The following is a 16,018-nucleotide window of genomic DNA, read 5'->3' on the forward strand; positions in this document are numbered from 1 at the left end:
GCAGGAAGATGCGCTCTCCGCCCGCCGGAAAGAGTCCCGGAAAGTGGCAGAGTTTCATTGTCAGGAGATCGCGAGGCAACGAACCGCGATGTTTCCGGAGACCCCCGCAGTTTCCACCCCTGACAAATTCCTTACCTACCCCGCAAATTCACCGAGAATGCTGGAAAGGAAGAAAGATGTCTGTTGAAACCCTCGCGGACCCGCAGGCCGGAATCCCCGATGTGGTCCGGCTCAACCCGAGGTTCGACGCCCCCTCTCTGGTCCGCGACGTCATGACGCTGCGCGCCGAACAAGCCGCCGACTGGAAGCTGCAGAACACCTTCGTCACCGACGACCACCTGGTGGAGACCGAGCTCGACTGGCGCATCATGCCGCTGCGCAGCACGGGCGGCGACAAGAAGCGCACCGACCCCGGCGGCCCCGGCCTCCTGCCGTTCGCCGACACCTCGCACGTGAAGCTCGCTCCGCACCTGCGCGCCGTCATGGAGTCGATTCCGTCACCGCTGCGCGCGGTCCGTCTCATGGCGCTCGGCCCGGACACCTACGGTCCCGACCACTTCGACAACAAGTACGCGCTCACCTGGGGGATCGCCCGGCTGCACGTGCCTGTGCTCACCCTGCCGGAGGCGAAGCTGTTCTTCGGGGAGACCCCGCACGTGTGGGAGGCCGGATCCCTCTGGTTCGGCAACTTCGCCCGCACGCACCGTATCGAGAACAGCGGGCGCACCCACCGGGTGCACTTCGTCCTGGACGTACAGGTGACCAAGGCCCTGTTCGACCTCTTCCCGGAAGAGGTCCGGGCCGGGATCCCCTTCGAGAAGATCATGTTCAACCGCGATGAGCAGCCGCTGCAGGTGGCACCGAACCACCAGGTGACCTTCGAGGTACCGGAGTCCTTCACCGACTGGGAGGAGGAGGATGGGCAGTTCCTCCGCGAGCAGGCCACGGTCACGGCCGAGATCAAGGCGCAGGACGGCGGCCTGGTGCTGCACTACGCGGGTGTTCCGTACGCGGGGCTGGTCCACATCGGCGACAACGAGTTCCGCTTCCAGGGCTGGACGGACGAGCGCACGGTCCAGGTGGTGCAGGACGCCGGGCAGCCGCGGGTCGTGCTGCGCACCAGGGTCGGCCGGCAGGTCCGGACCCTGGCGATCCCCGCGACTCCACTCGGCGTGTAGACCCTGAAGGAGGGCGACATGGTCAAGACCCTGATGAGGCCGCAGACAGCCGGCTTCGGCTCCCCGACCGAGGGGCTGAGCGCCGAGGAGTGGGATCGGCTTGCGGGCAGTCACTTCTACGCCAGCAGAGGGTGGCTGGAGTTCTGCGTCGCTGATCCCGGCGGGCACACGCTCACCGGGAACGTACACACCCGGCTCTCCGACGGCGGTACGGCAGCCGTTCCGGTCACGGCTGTCTGGGAGGAGAACAACGGCTTCTATCAGTGGGGCCGGCTGCTCGACCAGGCCGGGCTCCCGGCGGTGTCCCCGCAGGGCCTGCTGGTCGGACCGCGTCGTGGATACCAGACGAATCTGCTGGTGAGTGAAGGGTCAGACCGGGTCGAGGCGGCCGGCTCCCTGCTGGACGAGCTCGACCGGCTGCGCCGTCAGACAGCCGCGGAGCGCATGTTCGACACCTCCCGGCCGGATCAGGTGCCGTGCCACGCCATGTTCCTGGACACGGCGGACGTGCGGGCGCTGCGTGCGGCCGGGGTACGCGCCCAGCCGGTCCTGTGCGCCTCCGACGCGTGGATCCGGACCGAGGGTGAGGACTGGAACGGCTGGATGCGCACGCTGCCCTCCAAGCGGCGCGGCGAGCTGATCCGCCGGGACCAGCGGCGCTTCGACGAGGTCGGCTACCGCTTCACCGAGTTGGCGCTGTCGGAGTGCTACCAGGAGGCGGCCCTGATGTCCCAGGGCACGCAGGCCCGGTACGGGCAGCCCGCGGATGCGGGAGTGCTCGCCGAGTCCCTGCGGGTCCAGGCGGAGGCGATGGGCGATGCGGCGCGCGTGCTGATGTGCGCCCGCGGCGACGAATCGCCGGTCGGGTTCCTGCTGTTCTACCGCCATGGTGACTCGACGTTCCTCAAGGGTGCCGGGTTCCACTACGACCGGCTGGTCAACGTCGCGGAGTACTTCAACCTCGTGTACTACGAGCCGATCCGCGACGCCCTCCGGGCCGGCCGGCGCTGGCTGCACGCGGGAATCTCGTCCGCCGACGCCAAAGCGATGCGCGGGGCCGAGATCCGCCCGCTGTGGATGCTCGACCTGTTCGGCGACGGCGCGGCGAACGAGGCGATCCGCGCATACAACGCGGCGCAGCTGCTTGAGCTGACCGACACCTCCACGGCGGTGGCCAAGGCCGTGGTCGAGGACCAGTGGCTGGAGTTCTGTTGAGCTCGCGGCTGCTGCTCAATCGGGACTACAGCCGCTTCTGGCTGAGCCAGGTGCTGACCAGCGTCGCGTCGAAGAGCATGACCATGGTCTTCCCGCTGCTGGCCACCATCTCCTTCGCGGCCACGCCCTTCGAGGTGGGCGTGGTCGCGGCGGCCCAGTACCTCCCGGTGCTGGTGGTGACGCTGTTCGTCGGGATTTGGCTGGATCGGCGCCCCAGACGGCCCACCCTGCTCTTCACGGATGTTGCGGGCGGGGTGGCGCTGATGGTCGTGCCGGTCCTCAGCGGCCTCGACGAGTTCCATATCGGCGTGCTGTACGCGGTCGCGTTCAGCTTCGGCTCACTGGTCGCGATAGCCGAGGTCTGCGCTCAGGCGTATCTGCCGAGCCTGGTCGAGGACCGCGACATGGTCGCGGCGGTCGGGCGGCTCGAAGCGGTCTCCACGCTGGTCGTGGTAGCCGCGCCGGGCCTGGGCGGGTTGCTGATGAACTGGCTCGGCGGTTCCGGAGCGGTCCTCCTGGGCGCGCTGTTCTATCTGGTCGCCGCGCTGGTCCTGGCATCCGTGAAGCGGCGCGAGCTGCCGGTCGCTCCGCCCCCGCCCGGTAAGCGGGTGCTGCCCGAGATCATGGCAGGGGCCCGGTTCCTGCTCTCCGTGCCCCTGCTGCGCAGGCTGATCGGGCAGGCCGCGCTGTTCAACTTCTTCGAACAGGCGATGCTCACCCTCTACACCGTGTACGCCGCCTCCGTCGTCGGCATCACACCTGCCTGGCTCGGTCTGACGGTGGCGCTCGGCGCGATCGGCTCAGTGGTGGGTGCGGTCGTCGCCGAACAGGCGGAGCGGAGACTGGGGTTGCGGCGGGGCGTGGTGGCGGGCATGGCGATCGCCTCGGTCGCACCGGTGCTGATCCCCCTGGCCACGGACCCGACGCCGTACACGGTGATCATCTGGTCGATCTCCTTTGTGCTGTACGGGTTCGGCCTGACCGTCTACAACGTCATCAGCACCTCCACCCGGCAGCGCCTGACCCCGGACTCCCTGCGCGGCCGAGTCGCGGCGACCACCCGGCTCGTCGCGTACGGCCCGCTCAGCGCTGGCACCCTGCTCGGTGGTGCTCTCGGCTCGCTGGTCGGCGTGCGCACCGGGCTCTGGATCACGGTGGCGCTGCTGGCAGCCGCACTCCTGCAGTTCGCCGGGGGGATGCGGCGCACCGAGCTTCCGGGCAAGCGCACCGAACCACAACTGGTGGGCTAGAAGCGCCCCCAACCGAGCCGGCCCTTCTTGCCGGCTGCTCTCTTTGAGGAGGGACATGTTTAGTTCAAGCCTGCAGAGAACCCTGGCGGCGGCCTTCACCAGCCTGCCCGAGGGAACTCCTCGCATAGGAGGAGGGGTGTGCAGCGGTCATCACGGCGAAATCCTCCAGGGCGTGTTCTCGCACGAGGGGGAGGAGGTCCGAGCCCTGGTCACGCTCCCCTTTCCTGATCTGGTGTCCGTGGCCACAGCCGAACTGCTGCCGCTGAGCGACCAGATCACCGTCACCCCGCTGGGCCGGACGAAAGCGGCGACAGCGGCCAGGCTGACACTGGAGCACCTCGGCCTCGACATCGGCTGCCGCGTCTCGCTGGACAACGAGATACCCCATGCCCTCGGCCTGGGATCATCGACCGCCGACGTGGTGGCCACGATTCGCGCCGTGGCCGACGCGGCAGGCCACCGCCTCGCCGCCACCGCAGTCGCCTGGCTCGCCACTCAGGCGGAAGTCGCCGCCGACTCGGTGATGTATTCGGGCGTGGTGCCGCTCTTCGCTCATCGGGAGGGTCGCCTTCTGCAGGTCCTCGGTCCTGAGCTACCTCCCCTTCTCGTCCTCGGCTGCGTCCTGGATTCCGGAGGCATCGACACGCTCGGGCTGTCCCCTGCCTCCTACACCGACGACGAGAAGGCCCAGTTGGGGGTCCTGCTCTCCGCGGTCCGCTATGCCGTTCGCCATGGCGATCCGGTGATCCTCGGCAGGGCGGCCACCTGCAGCGCCAGGATCAATCAGCGGTTCGCGCCCCAGCCACTGCTGCCCGAGCTCTCCCGGATCGCCGAGGCGTCGGGCGCCGTCGGAGTGCAGGTCGCGCACAGCGGAACCGTGGCAGGAATCCTCTTCGACGGGCGCAGCCCGGACAAGGCCAGGGCCGCTGCCGAAAAGGCCCGCGTCGCGTTGGCCGCCGTCGGCATCGAGGACACCTATCAATTCACACCTCATGAGGTGCACAGAGGAGGGGGAGGAAAGTGAACCGTACTTTCGGGAATTACTCCGATTCGATCGCCCTGCCGAAGTTGGTCAAGCTGGGGCCTAATCTGTTCGGCGCGGCGTTCACCCTGATGAAGCTCATCCCGGCACGCCACATCCTGCACAAGGCCGCCCGGTCCGGCCGGCTGGCCCGAGGAGGCAGGGTCGTCGAGACGACCTCGGGGACCTTCGGCCTGGCGCTGGCCATGGAGGCAGCCCTGCACGACTGGAAGCTGACGCTGGTCAGCGACCCCGTCATCGACAAGCAACTGGCCGCCCGACTGCGGGGGTTGGGTGCAGAGCTCGACATCGTCACGGAGCCGGCTCCCGGCGGCGGCTACCAGCAGCCCCGGCTGGACCGGGTGGACCAGCTGCTGCGGGAGGACCCCGATGCCTTCTGCCCACAGCAGTACAGCAACCCGGACAACCCGCGCTCGTACTTCACGGTGGCCGAGAGCATCGTGGACAGGTTCGGCCAACTGGACACCCTGATCGGCCCCGTCGGTTCCGGCGGAAGCATGTGCGGCACGGCGAAGTATCTGCGTCAGGTGTACCCGTCTCTCCAGGCCGTCGCCGTCGACACGCATCACAGCGTCATCTTCGGGCAGCCGGACGGCCCCCGGGACCTGCGCGGACTCGGCAACAGCCTGGTGCCGGCCAATGTCGACCACACCACGTTCGACGACGTGCACTGGCTCTCGCAGGCACACGCCGCCCACGCCACCCGCGGACTGCACCGCGCACACGCCGCCTTCATGGGACCCACCAGCGGCGCCGCCTATGCCGTGGCCAGTTGGTACGCCCAGCAGCACCCCGAGCGGCTGCACCTGGTCATGCTTCCGGACGAGGGCTACCGCTATCAGGCCACGGTCTACGACGACGCCTGGTTCCGTGCCAACGCCGCCGGATCACCGCCTGCCCGGCCGCGGCTGGTGGAGGACCCCCTGCACGGCACCAGCGGCTGGAGCTACATGCACTGGGGGCGCCGCCCTCTGCACGGAGAGCCCCTGGCACTCGCGACCGGAGGGACCCATGGGTGATTCCCATGCCACCGGACGTATCAGTCAGCCCGTGCTCCCGGGTCTGCGCCGCATCCTGTACGGAGCGACCGCGGATCATGCGATCGACCACGAGCTCGGCTACATGACTGCGGTCGATCATGCCCATCTGCTCATGCTGGCCGGCTGCGGCATCGTCCCCGAGGACGATGTGCGTACGCTGCTGCGGGCCGTCAGCAGTCTGGAGGAGGAGGGGTACGCCCCGCTGCGGGGCCGCCACGCTCCCCGCGGTCTGTATCTGCTGTACGAGAAGCACCTCGCGGGCATGGTCGGCGAGGACACAGCCGGACGCATGCACACAGGGCGTTCCCGCAACGACCTGAAGGCCACCGTATGCCGGCTCCGGCTGCGGGAGGAACACGCGACCCTGCTCCGGGAGACACTCCGTACCGAAGCGGTGGCGCTGAGCGCGGCACACCGCTGGCGCGACACCGTGATGTCCGGCTTCACGCACTTCCAGCCGTCGGTCCCCATGACGTTCGGGTTCTATCTGCTGGGGTTCGCGGCGGCCCTGGGACGTGAATCCGAAAGGCTGCTGTCCGAGGTGCCGCACCTGTCGACGTGCCCCCTGGGAGCAGGGGCGATGGCGGGAACGGACCTGGCCATCGACCCGTCGATGACGGCCGGTCTGCTCGGCTTCTCCGCTCCCACCGCCGTCGCCCTGGATGCCGTGGCCAGCAGAGACAGTGTCACGCACGTGCTGGCCACCGCGGCATCCATGGCGGTGACGGCCTCGCGGGCAGCGTTGGACCTGCAGATGTGGAGTGCGACCGAACCGGAGCTCATCGAGTTTCCGGATCACCTCGTCGGATCCAGTTCCGCGATGCCGCAGAAGCGCAACGCCTATCTGCTGGAACAGCTGCGGGGCCGAGCGGCGAAGGTGGTCGGCGCTCTCACGTGCGTACTGACCGCCACCAAATCCGCGCCGTTCACCAATTCCATCGAGGTCGGCACCGAAGCGGTCGACGAGGCGTGGCCGGCCTTCGAGAGCACGGTGGAGATCCTGCGGCTGCTGCGCATGCATTTCATCGGCGCCAGGCCCCGCCAGGACCGGATGGTGGAACACGCGGAGCGGCATTTCACGACCGCTACTGCCGTGGCGAACCGCCTCGCCGTGGGTGGCTATCCGTTCCGGCAGGCGCACGAGGCGGTGGGTGCACTGATCACGGCCCGGGAAGCCGGGCGGGAGGTCGAGGCCGCCACCCCGCTGCAGAAGGAGGCCGACACCCTGCTGCGCTCCATGGACGTACACGCAGCGGTCGCCGCTTGCAGTTACGGCGGCGGCCCGTCACCGGAGTCCTTCGACAAGGCCTGGACGGGGCTGCGGAAGGAGCTCCGGCACCGCTGGGATGCCGCCGGCGCCCACCTGGACAACGCCGGGTACTGGCGGTCGCGTCTCAAGGCGTCGTCGGCGTCCTTTGCGGACCCTGCCTCGGTGGGAGCGGAGGTGGGGGAGGATGACTGACCGGAACGGTGACGGCTGCTTCGTCTTCGTGGAGAGCAACACCACGGGCACCGGCGGGATGTTCGCTGCATCAGCTGCCGCTCTGGGGCTCAAACCCGTTCTGCTCACCAGGGATCCGGAACGCTACGCCTCCTCGCTGGGCATGTACGACACCGTGGTGACCATGGACACCTCCGACACCGGAGGGATTCTGCTCTGGTGCCAGGGTCTCCCGGCGGAGAGCATCCATGGAATCACCAGCTCCAGCGAGTATTTCATCGAGAGCTCTGCCCGCATCGCCGCCGCCCTCGGGCTGAGGCACCCGTCCCCGATCGCGGTGCGCAGTTGCCGGGACAAATCCGCAACCCGTCAGCTCCTCAGCGACGCGGGTGTCGCGGTTCCGCGGTGGTGGCTGTGCACGGACGTGGCAGCAGTGAAGGACGCCATGGCCGAGCTGGGCGGCCCAGGGGTGGTGAAGCCCGTCGACGGTTCAGGGTCCGTCGGAGTGCGACTGTGCGACACCGCTGACCAAGCGGTGCTGGCGGCCGGGGAGCTGCTGAGCAGCGGCACCAATGAGCGCGGCATGCCGCGTGCCGCAGGTGTTCTGGTGGAGGGTTACGTCGACGGCCCCGAGTTCTCGGTGGAGGTCTTCAACGGCGCAGCGCTCACGATAGTGGAGAAGCACCTCGGGCTTCCCCCGCATTTCGTCGAGACCGGGCATGACATCGAAGCGGCGCTGGACCCGGAAGCCGATCGTCTCGTGCGTCATGCCGCCGAGCGGGCGGTGGCTGCTCTGGGGATCGGGTTCGGCCCGGTCCACGTGGAACTCCGGCTGGACAGCGGAACCCCTCGCATCATCGAAGTCAATCCACGTCTGGCCGGTGGGAACATCCCTCGTCTGATCGAGTTGGCCAGTGGTGTGGATGTCATCTCCCTGCACATCGGCCAGTTGGCCGGCGCACCGTCCCATCCCCCGCAGCGGCGGTGGCGGAAGGGGGCGTCGATCAGGTTCCTGCACTTCCCCGCTGCCGGCCGGATCACGCGAGTGCCCGAGCGGGCCGAGCTCGACGGCCTGCCCGCGGTGGCCGCGGAATGCCGCGTGAAAGCCGGCGATCTGTACTGCCCGCGGGGGGACTTCACCGACCGGATCGGTCATGTGATCACCTCCGGTGCCACCTCGGAGGAAGCCAGGCGGTCCGCCGACGAGGCTCTGCGGCGCCTGGCCGGCACGATTCAGCTGGAGGCATTGTGACGTTACTGGATGCCCCGCCCCGGCGGCTGACTCCCACCGCATCGACCGGATTGCTGATGGCACTGGCATCGGCCTTCTGCTTCGGCGGTGCCGGACCAGCGGCCAAGGCCGTCATCGAAACCGGGCTGACACCCCTGCAGACGGTGTGGCTCCGGCTCGCCGGAGCGGCAGTGGTGCTGCTTGTGTTCATGGGCTTGCGCCGTCGGCGTTCCCTGCTCCAGTTGACCAGGAACCGACGCGGCTATCTCATCACCTACGGCCTGCTCTCCATCGCCGGCGTACAGGTCTGCTACTTCGTGGCCGTGTCCCGGCTCCCGGTCAGCACCGCCCTGTTGCTGGAATACCTGGCGCCCGTGGTCGTGATCGCGTGGTTCATGGTCGTGCGCCGGGTCCGGCTCCCGGCAAGCGCATGGGGCGGGGCGGTCATCGCGATCTGCGGCATCGCGGTCGTCGTGCAATTCTGGAGCGGGATGCGGCTGGATGCCATCGGACTGGCCGCAGGGCTGGGCGCCGCCGCCTGCCAGGCGTCGTTCTTCCTGCTGTCCGCCACGGCGCGCGAGGAGATCGACACCCTTGCCCTCATCACAGCGGGGACCACGATCGGTGCGGTCGCCGTAGGCGTGTTCGCCCAGCCGTGGGACCTTCCCTGGGGAGCGCTCGGTGAACAGACCGATGTCGCCGGGGTCTCGCTGCCTGTCTGGGCTCTGGTGGCGTGGATCGTACTGGTCAGTACCGTGCTCGCCTATGTCTGCGGGATCGCGGCCATCCGTCTGCTGTCCTCACCGGTCGCGGGGGTCACGGCGAATCTGGAGGTGGTGGTCGCAGCGCTCATCGCCTGGATCGCCATCGGAGAGAAGATCACCACTGTCCAGATCCTGGGCGGTCTGCTGGTGCTGTTCGGTGCGCTACTGGCACAGCGGAAGGCGGCAGACACGACTTGAGCGGGGGATCCGCCGAGTTCCTCGGTGACCGGTTCCAGGCTCGTCCTCGATTCAGCGCAGCGAAGCCCCGGTCGTCCTGAGCGACCGGGGCTTCGCTGCGCCGCCGGCCGGCCGGACCCGGGAGACCGCCGGCCCGGAAACAGCCGCTGCCTCCTTCCTCCGGGTTTCCATCACCTTTCCAGCACGGCTCGGAAGCATTGCGTTTGCGGGTAGTCAGGCAGTTCCGCACAACTGTCGGAGAAGCTCGCCCAACACTTTGCCGAAAGGGGCCGATCACGTCGAGGCTGCAATGGCGCGGCAACGCCCGCCCACCATCGCAGTCCCGCCGGAACGGGGCACATATGAGCTGACGGTCGGCGTCATATTCCCCTTCCCCTGCCGCCCAATCCAAGCCGGAGGTATCGCAATGTCCACCATCCCGGACGTTCGACCCGTGCAGGTCCGCCCATCAGCCATAGCCAAGTTCGCGTCCTCTCGCCAATTCGACCTGATAGCCCCGGTGATACATCGCCACGGACTGCGGATCCTGCGCGTCAGCCTCGGCGGGGTCTACATCTGGTTCGGGCTCCTCAAGGTGATCAACCTCAGTCCGGCGGCGAGCCTGGTGCTCGACGTCCTCCCCTTCCAGGTCGGGAGCTGGTTCGTCCCCGCCCTGGGCTGGGCCGAGATCGTGATGGGCGCATGGCTCGTCACCGGCCGGTCCCCGCGGCTGCTCCTGCCCGTTCTCTGCGGCCATCTGGGCGGCACCTTCAGCGTCCTGCTGCTCACGCCCGCCATCGCCTACCAGAACGGCAACCCCGTCCTGCTCACCTTGACGGGTGAGTTCGTCGTCAAGAACGTGGTCCTGCTGGCCGCGGCGATCGTCGTCACCACGATGGCGCGGGCCGCCACGACTCCCAGGCTGCCCGAAGTGACGGAGCCCGCTCCCACGGCCGGCCGCCAGATGGTCAAGCAGGGCTCCTGACGCAACGTCCGGACCCGCAAGGTCCATTGTGCCGCTTGTCCGGGCAGAAAGGCGGCCCGGACAAGCGGCACGCCGTGGCCTGTGTGCCGGGTGTGCGCCGCGGTGCTCCGGGAATCGATCGATGCACGTTCGGTCACTGCGGCCCCCTGGGGGTCGGGAGCCGGAAAGGCCCTGCCGACTGGTGTGGTCACAGTTCTATCCGCACCCACCCGCGGACGTCCACGCACTGCTCAGGCTATGTCGAATAGATCTGCAGAACGAGCCGACCTGATGCAGAAGCTCGTCGACCTGACGAAGTAGCGCAGAAGGAGGCATCCCTCCGTCGCCCAGCAGTTGTCGGGCTTTCCGGCTGAGGCTTGCTTCTTGTCTCGCGAGATCCGCCGCCTTTGGTCACCCCTCCGGCGCGGCCCGCCTTTTCCTGAATTTCCAACTGCTTTCCAGCACGGCTCGGAAACATGGCGACCGCGGCCGGAGAAAGCGACATCGGAAGTCCGGCCGCCCCTCGGGCGCAGCTCACTCCGAACATCGCGGGCTGGCCCGGCCAGAGGATCAGGCATACGCAGTCAACCCAAGTCCCTGCCACTTCTTCGTCGAGAGGACGCGCCTCCATGAGGTCGTACCTGCTCAACGGCAGCACCGCCGACACCTACCGCAGCGTCGTCGCTCTGGGCACCGAGCGCGTCGCCGCCCGGCTGACCGGCTGCCGCAGCCCGTTCACCGGCATCGACCCGGAACACCTGGCGCCCGCGGTCGACGCCGTCGATCTGGAGCACCCACTGGGCGACGCCGGCGCCGCGCTGGACGAGCTGGACCGCATCTACCTGCGTGACGCCGTCTACTTCCACCACCCCCGCTATCTCGCCCACCTCAACTGCCCGGTGGTCATCCCCGCCGTACTCGGTGAAGCCGTGCTCTCCGCCGTCAACTCCTCCCTGGACACCTGGGACCAGAGCGCCGGCGGCACCCTGATCGAGCGCAAGCTGATCGACTGGACGGCGGCGCGGACCGGCCTCGGCCCCGCCTCGGACGGCGTGTTCACCAGCGGTGGCTCCCAGTCGAACCTGCAGGCTCTGATGATGGCGCGGGACGAGGTCCGCCAGGCGACCGGTGCCGGACTCGACCGGCTGCGGATCTTCGCCTCCGACTGCGCCCACTTCAGCGTCCGCAAATCCGCCGGGCTGCTCGGGCTGAACCCGGACAGCGTCGTCTCCGTGGCCACCGACGACGCCCGTCGGATGCGGCCCGAGTCGCTGGCCCGCGAGCTGGTGCGGTGCCGGGCGACCGGCCAGGTGCCGATGGCGGTCGTGGCGACCGCCGGCACCACTGACTTCGGCTCCATCGATCCGCTGCCCGAGATCGCCGAGCTCTGCGCCCGGCACGGGGTGTGGATGCACGTGGACGCCGCCTACGGCTGCGGGCTGCTGGTCTCACCTGCCCGCCGCCGGCTGCTGAGCGGCATCGAACACGCCGACTCGGTGACCGTCGACTACCACAAGTCCTACTTCCAGCCGGTCAGCTGCAGCGCCGTGCTGGTCCGGGACGCCGCCGTGCTGCGGCACGCCACGTACCACGCGGACTATCTGAATCCGGCCCGCGCGGCGGCGTCGGGCATCCCCAACCAGGTGGACAAATCGCTGCAGACCACCCGCCGCTTCGATGCCCTGAAGCTCTGGCTGACCCTGCGGATCATGGGAGCGCACGGCGTCGGTGAGCTCTTCGACCAGGTCTGCGACCTGGCCGAGGCCGGCTGGAAGCTGATCGAGGCCGACTCACGCTTCGAGGTGCTCGTCCGTCCCGAGCTGTCCACCCTGGTCTTCCGCTACCGGCCGTTCGACCTGTCGGCAGCAGCGGCGGACGCGGCCAATCTGCACGCCCGTCGCGCCCTGGCCGCCGCCGGTGACGCGGTGGTCGCCGGCACCACCGTCGGCGGCCGCCACTACCTGAAGTTCACTCTCCTCAACCCCGAGACCACCATCGGCGACATCGCCGCCGTCCTCGACCTGATCGCCGGCCACGCCGGCGCCTTCCTGGGAGGCAGCCTTGCCCGTGCGTCCTGACACCCATGACTTCATCGCGATCGGGCTGGGCCCCTTCAATCTCGGGCTGGCCTGCCTGACCGAGCCCATCGACGACCTCGACGGGCTGTTCCTGGAGCGCAAGGCGCACTTCGACTGGCACTCGGGGATGTTCATCGAGGGCGCCACCCTGCAGACACCGTTCCTCTGCGACCTGGTCACCCTCGCCGACCCCACCTCGCCGTACTCGTTCCTTGCCTGGCTGAAGGAGACCGGGCGGATCTACCCCTTCTACATCCGGGAGAGCTTCTTCCCGCTGCGCGAGGAGTTCAACGACTACTGCCGCTGGGCGGCGGATCGACTGCGCAGCGTCCGGTTCAACCAGGAGGTCCGCTCGGTCGTCTGGGACGAGGCCGAGGAGCTGTACGTCGTACGGACCCAGGAGCACACCTACCGCGGCCGGCGCCTGGTGCTGGGCACCGGCACCCCGCCGTACGTCCCCGAGACGTGCCGCGGCCTGGGTGAGGGGGCCGTGCATGCGGGGCGCTATCTGCACCGCAAGCAGGAGCTGCAGGCCCTGGAGTCGATCACGGTGGTAGGCAGCGGCCAGAGCGCCGCCGAGATCTTCCACGACCTGCTGCGGGACATCGACGTTCACGGCTACCAGCTCAACTGGGTCACCCGCTCGCCGCGCTTCTTCCCACTGGAATACACCAAGCTCACCCTCGAGATGACCTCCCCTGACTACGTGGACTACTTCCACAGCCTCCCGGCGCAGATGCGCAGCGAACTCAACGCTTCCCAGAAAAGCCTGTACAAGGGCATCAACTCCGAGCTGATCGACGCCATCTTCGAGACGCTGTACACCAAGAGCCGCCGCGGTCCGCTGCCGGTTCGCCTGCTCACCAGCATCAGCCTGGTCAGCGCCGACCACCAGGCCGGCAGCTACATGCTCGGCCTGCACCACGAGGAGCAGCACCGCGATGCCGAGCTGGTCACCCAGGGCCTGGTGCTGGCCACCGGTTACCGCTACCGCGAGCCGGAATTCCTGGCCCCCGTCCGGGACCGCATCGTGTACGACGAGCAGGGCCGCTATGCCGTCCGCCGCAACTACAGCATCGACCGCTCGGGCTCGGGCATCTTCGTCCAGAACGCCGAGCTGCACACCCACGGCTTCACGGCCCCAGATCTGGGCATGGCCGCCTACCGCAACTCCAGCATCATCCGCGAGCTGACCGGCCGCGAGGTCTATCCGGTGGAGAAGTCCATCGCCTTCCAGGAATTCGGGGTACCCGCATGGAGCTGACGCTGCGACCGGTCGCCCCCGCAGCCGACGCGGAGCTGCTGCACGTCTGGGTCACCCATCCCAAAGCCGCCTTCTGGCTGATGCAGGAGGCCGACGTGGCCGAGGTCCGCGAGGCGTACGAAGAGATCGCCGCCGATCCCTACCACCATGCCTGCCTCGGTCTGCGCGACGGCACCCCGGCGTTTCTGGCCGAGCGCTACGACCCCGCCCACCGGGAGCTGGCCGATGCCTACCAGGCCCGACCCGGGGACGTGGGCATGCACTTCCTGATGGCACCAACCGACACCCCGGTGCACGGCTTCACCCAAGCGGTGCTCACGACGGTGATGGAGTGGCTGTTCGCCGACCCGTCCGTGCACCGGGTGGTCGTCGAGCCGGACGTCCGCAACACCGCGGTGCTCCGCCTCAACGAGGCGATCGGCTTCGCACCCGACCGTGAGATCCGCCTTCCCCGCAAGACGGCCCTGCTCAGCTTCTGTACCCGGGACAGTTTCCGGGCCGCCCGAGGAGCCCTGACGTGATATCCCACCTCACCCCCGACCTCTGGGACCGGGCCACCCGAAGCCTGCTGGCCAAGGCGATCGGCGAGTTCGCCCATGAGCGGCTGTTCGCACCCTCCGGTACCGGTCCGTACGTCGTCTCCGCCGGTGACGGGGGGACCTACACCTTCACCGCCCGCCGCTACAGCCTGGACCACTGGGCGGTGGATGCCGATTCCATCGTCCACCGTCAGGACGGCAAGCCCACCCGGCTCGACGCGCTGAGCTTCTTCACCGGGCTCCGCGGCGAGCTCGGGCTGAGCGACGACGTCCTCCCGGTCTATCTGGAGGAGATCACCTCGACTCTGTCCGCGCTGGCCGCCAAGCTCGACCGTCGCGCGGTCAACGCCAAGGAGCTGGCCGGGGCCGGCTTCCAGGAGATCGAAGCGGGAATGACCGAGGGCCACCCCTGCTTCGTCGCCAACAGCGGGCGGCTGGGCTTCGCCGCGGACGAATACGCGCAGTACGCGCCGGAGACGGGCCGCACCGTGCGGCTGGTGTGGCTGGCGGCGCACCGCGACCGGGCGGTGTTCAGCTGCGGCGAGGGCCTCGACTACCAGTCCTTCGTCCAGGCGGAGCTCGGTGAGCGGCAACTGGCGTGCTTTCACGCACGGCTGCGCGCGCTGGGCCTGGACCCCGACGACTACCTGCTCATGCCCGTCCACCCCTGGCAGTGGCGCCACAAGCTGGCAGTCACCTTCGCCGCAGAGCTCGCCGAACGACGGCTGGTGCACCTGGGCGTGAGCCAGGACGCCTACCAGCCCCAGCAGTCCATCCGCACCTTCTTCAACACGACCTCGCAGTCCAAGCACTACGTCAAGACGGCACTGTCCATCCTCAACATGGGGTTCATGCGCGGCCTGTCGGCCGACTACATGGCCGCCACCCCCGCCATCAACGACTGGCTGTACGGCCTCGTCGCACAGGACGCCGTCCTGCGGGGAACCGGCGTGATCATCCTGCGCGAGCGGGCCGCGGTCGGCTATCGCCACGCGGGCTTTGAGAACGCCACCGACAAGGGCTCCTGCTACCGCAAGATGCTGGCGGCCCTGTGGCGCGAGAGCCCGGTGCCGCTGCTGCGCGAGGGTGAGCAGCTCGCCACCATGGCCTCGCTGCTGCACACGGATGCCGACGGCGGATCCTTCGCCGCGGCGCTGATCGAGCGCTCCGGACTCCCCGCCGAGGACTGGCTGCGCGGCTATCTGCGGGCTTATCTCACCCCGATCGTCCACTGCTTCTTCCGCTATGGCCTGGCGTTCATGCCGCATGGGGAGAACGTGATCCTCGGCCTGGAGAACGGCGCGGTCACCCGCGCGTTCTTCAAGGACATCGCCGAGGAGATCGCTGTCATGGACCCGAGCGTCGAACTCCCGCCGCAGGTCGAGCGCGTCCGGGTCTCGGTACCCCAGGACATCCAGCCCCTGTCCGTCTTCACGGACGTCTTCGACTGCTTCTTCCGCTTTCTCGCTCCCGTGCTGGACGAGGCCGGAGTCCTGCCGGAAGAGTCCTTCTGGCAGCTGGTCGCGGAGTGCATCCGCGGATATGGCCCGGCCGCCGCAAGCCTCTTCACTCCCGCGTTCGCCCTCTCCTGCCTCAACCGCCTGCAGCTGAGCAACAACCGCCAGATGCTCGATCTGACCGACCCCTCCGGCGCTCTCCGGCTCGCCGGCCTCCTTCCCAACCCCGTCGCCGCGGGGTAGCCCCGGCGGCGGCGCCGATTGCCGGCCTGCGCAGCACAGAGCTCCCGCGGCGGGGGGGCCCCCCCCCGGGGGCCCCCCCCCCCGGGGGGGGGGGCGGCCCCCGGGCCCCCGCCCCCGCCCCCGGGGCCGCGGCGG

Annotated in this window: 13 protein-coding genes; all 13 read left to right on the forward strand. The window is 68.8% G+C overall.

Annotated elements, in window-relative coordinates; translation table 11 throughout:
• The first annotated feature begins 176 nt into the window (after window positions 1–176).
• Complete coding sequence (locus ACFYW5_RS34160) at window positions 177–1,178, forward strand: aspartyl/asparaginyl beta-hydroxylase domain-containing protein (protein ID WP_389421026.1); 1,002 nt, start codon at window positions 177–179, stop codon at window positions 1,176–1,178.
• 18 nt (window positions 1,179–1,196) lie between these two features.
• Entirely contained in the window at window positions 1,197–2,393 is a 1,197-nt protein-coding gene (locus tag ACFYW5_RS34165; RefSeq protein ID WP_389421027.1) for a peptidogalycan biosysnthesis protein, read from the forward strand.
• The gene (locus ACFYW5_RS34170) at window positions 2,390–3,643 is read left to right on the forward strand and encodes an MFS transporter (protein WP_389421028.1); all 1,254 of its coding nucleotides are present in this window, start codon (window positions 2,390–2,392) and stop codon (window positions 3,641–3,643) included. Before ACFYW5_RS34165 ends, ACFYW5_RS34170 begins: the two co-directional genes overlap by 4 nt.
• 172 nt (window positions 3,644–3,815) lie before the next feature.
• Window positions 3,816–4,667, forward strand: coding sequence for a GHMP kinase (locus tag ACFYW5_RS34175; protein ID WP_389421029.1), 852 nt, complete (start codon window positions 3,816–3,818; stop codon window positions 4,665–4,667).
• Window positions 4,664–5,704 (forward strand): cysteine synthase family protein, encoded by a 1,041-nt coding sequence (locus ACFYW5_RS34180; RefSeq protein ID WP_389421030.1) that lies wholly within the window; start codon window positions 4,664–4,666, stop codon window positions 5,702–5,704. Before ACFYW5_RS34175 ends, ACFYW5_RS34180 begins: the two co-directional genes overlap by 4 nt.
• Window positions 5,697–7,187, forward strand: a complete 1,491-nt coding sequence (locus ACFYW5_RS34185) for an argininosuccinate lyase (protein ID WP_389421031.1) — start codon at window positions 5,697–5,699, stop codon at window positions 7,185–7,187. Before ACFYW5_RS34180 ends, ACFYW5_RS34185 begins: the two co-directional genes overlap by 8 nt.
• Window positions 7,188–7,329: 142 nt before the next feature.
• The gene (locus ACFYW5_RS34190) at window positions 7,330–8,418 is read left to right on the forward strand and encodes an ATP-grasp domain-containing protein (protein WP_389421032.1); all 1,089 of its coding nucleotides are present in this window, start codon (window positions 7,330–7,332) and stop codon (window positions 8,416–8,418) included.
• Window positions 8,419–8,474: 56 nt separating this feature from the next.
• Window positions 8,475–9,359 (forward strand): DMT family transporter, encoded by an 885-nt coding sequence (locus ACFYW5_RS34195; RefSeq protein WP_389421033.1) that lies wholly within the window; start codon window positions 8,475–8,477, stop codon window positions 9,357–9,359.
• Window positions 9,360–9,858: 499 nt separating this feature from the next.
• A complete protein-coding gene (locus ACFYW5_RS34200) occupies window positions 9,859–10,323 on the forward strand; it encodes a hypothetical protein (RefSeq protein ID WP_389421034.1) in 465 nt (154 codons plus the stop codon).
• Window positions 10,324–10,931: 608 nt separating this feature from the next.
• Complete coding sequence (locus ACFYW5_RS34205) at window positions 10,932–12,380, forward strand: pyridoxal phosphate-dependent decarboxylase family protein (RefSeq protein ID WP_389421035.1); 1,449 nt, start codon at window positions 10,932–10,934, stop codon at window positions 12,378–12,380.
• On the forward strand, window positions 12,364–13,644 hold the full coding sequence (locus ACFYW5_RS34210) for a lysine N(6)-hydroxylase/L-ornithine N(5)-oxygenase family protein (protein ID WP_389421036.1): 1,281 nt from the start codon (window positions 12,364–12,366) through the stop codon (window positions 13,642–13,644). Before ACFYW5_RS34205 ends, ACFYW5_RS34210 begins: the two co-directional genes overlap by 17 nt.
• Window positions 13,635–14,165 carry a GNAT family N-acetyltransferase gene (locus ACFYW5_RS34215; protein WP_389421037.1) on the forward strand — a complete coding sequence of 177 codons (531 nt, stop codon included), beginning with the start codon at window positions 13,635–13,637 and terminating at the stop codon, window positions 14,163–14,165. Before ACFYW5_RS34210 ends, ACFYW5_RS34215 begins: the two co-directional genes overlap by 10 nt.
• The gene (locus ACFYW5_RS34220; protein WP_389421038.1) at window positions 14,162–15,883 is read left to right on the forward strand and encodes an IucA/IucC family protein; all 1,722 of its coding nucleotides are present in this window, start codon (window positions 14,162–14,164) and stop codon (window positions 15,881–15,883) included. Before ACFYW5_RS34215 ends, ACFYW5_RS34220 begins: the two co-directional genes overlap by 4 nt.
• The last annotated feature ends 135 nt before the right edge of the window (window positions 15,884–16,018 follow it).

Source organism: Streptomyces sp. NPDC002779, assembly GCF_042888685.1.
Taxonomy (GTDB): domain Bacteria; phylum Actinomycetota; class Actinomycetes; order Streptomycetales; family Streptomycetaceae; genus Streptomyces.

Bases quoted from the DNA above. Each gene is read 5' to 3' on its own strand.
- ACFYW5_RS34195 (WP_389421033.1), top strand. From the start codon at position 8,475: ATGGCACTGGCATCGGCCTTCTGCTTCGGCGGTGCCGGACCAGCGGCC.
- ACFYW5_RS34160 (WP_389421026.1), top strand. From the start codon at position 177: ATGTCTGTTGAAACCCTCGCGGACCCGCAGGCCGGAATCCCCGATGTG.
- ACFYW5_RS34165 (WP_389421027.1), top strand. From the start codon at position 1,197: ATGGTCAAGACCCTGATGAGGCCGCAGACAGCCGGCTTCGGCTCCCCG.
- ACFYW5_RS34215 (WP_389421037.1), top strand. From the start codon at position 13,635: ATGGAGCTGACGCTGCGACCGGTCGCCCCCGCAGCCGACGCGGAGCTG.
- ACFYW5_RS34205 (WP_389421035.1), top strand. From the start codon at position 10,932: ATGAGGTCGTACCTGCTCAACGGCAGCACCGCCGACACCTACCGCAGC.
- ACFYW5_RS34190 (WP_389421032.1), top strand. From the start codon at position 7,330: ATGTACGACACCGTGGTGACCATGGACACCTCCGACACCGGAGGGATT.
- ACFYW5_RS34185 (WP_389421031.1), top strand. From the start codon at position 5,697: ATGGGTGATTCCCATGCCACCGGACGTATCAGTCAGCCCGTGCTCCCG.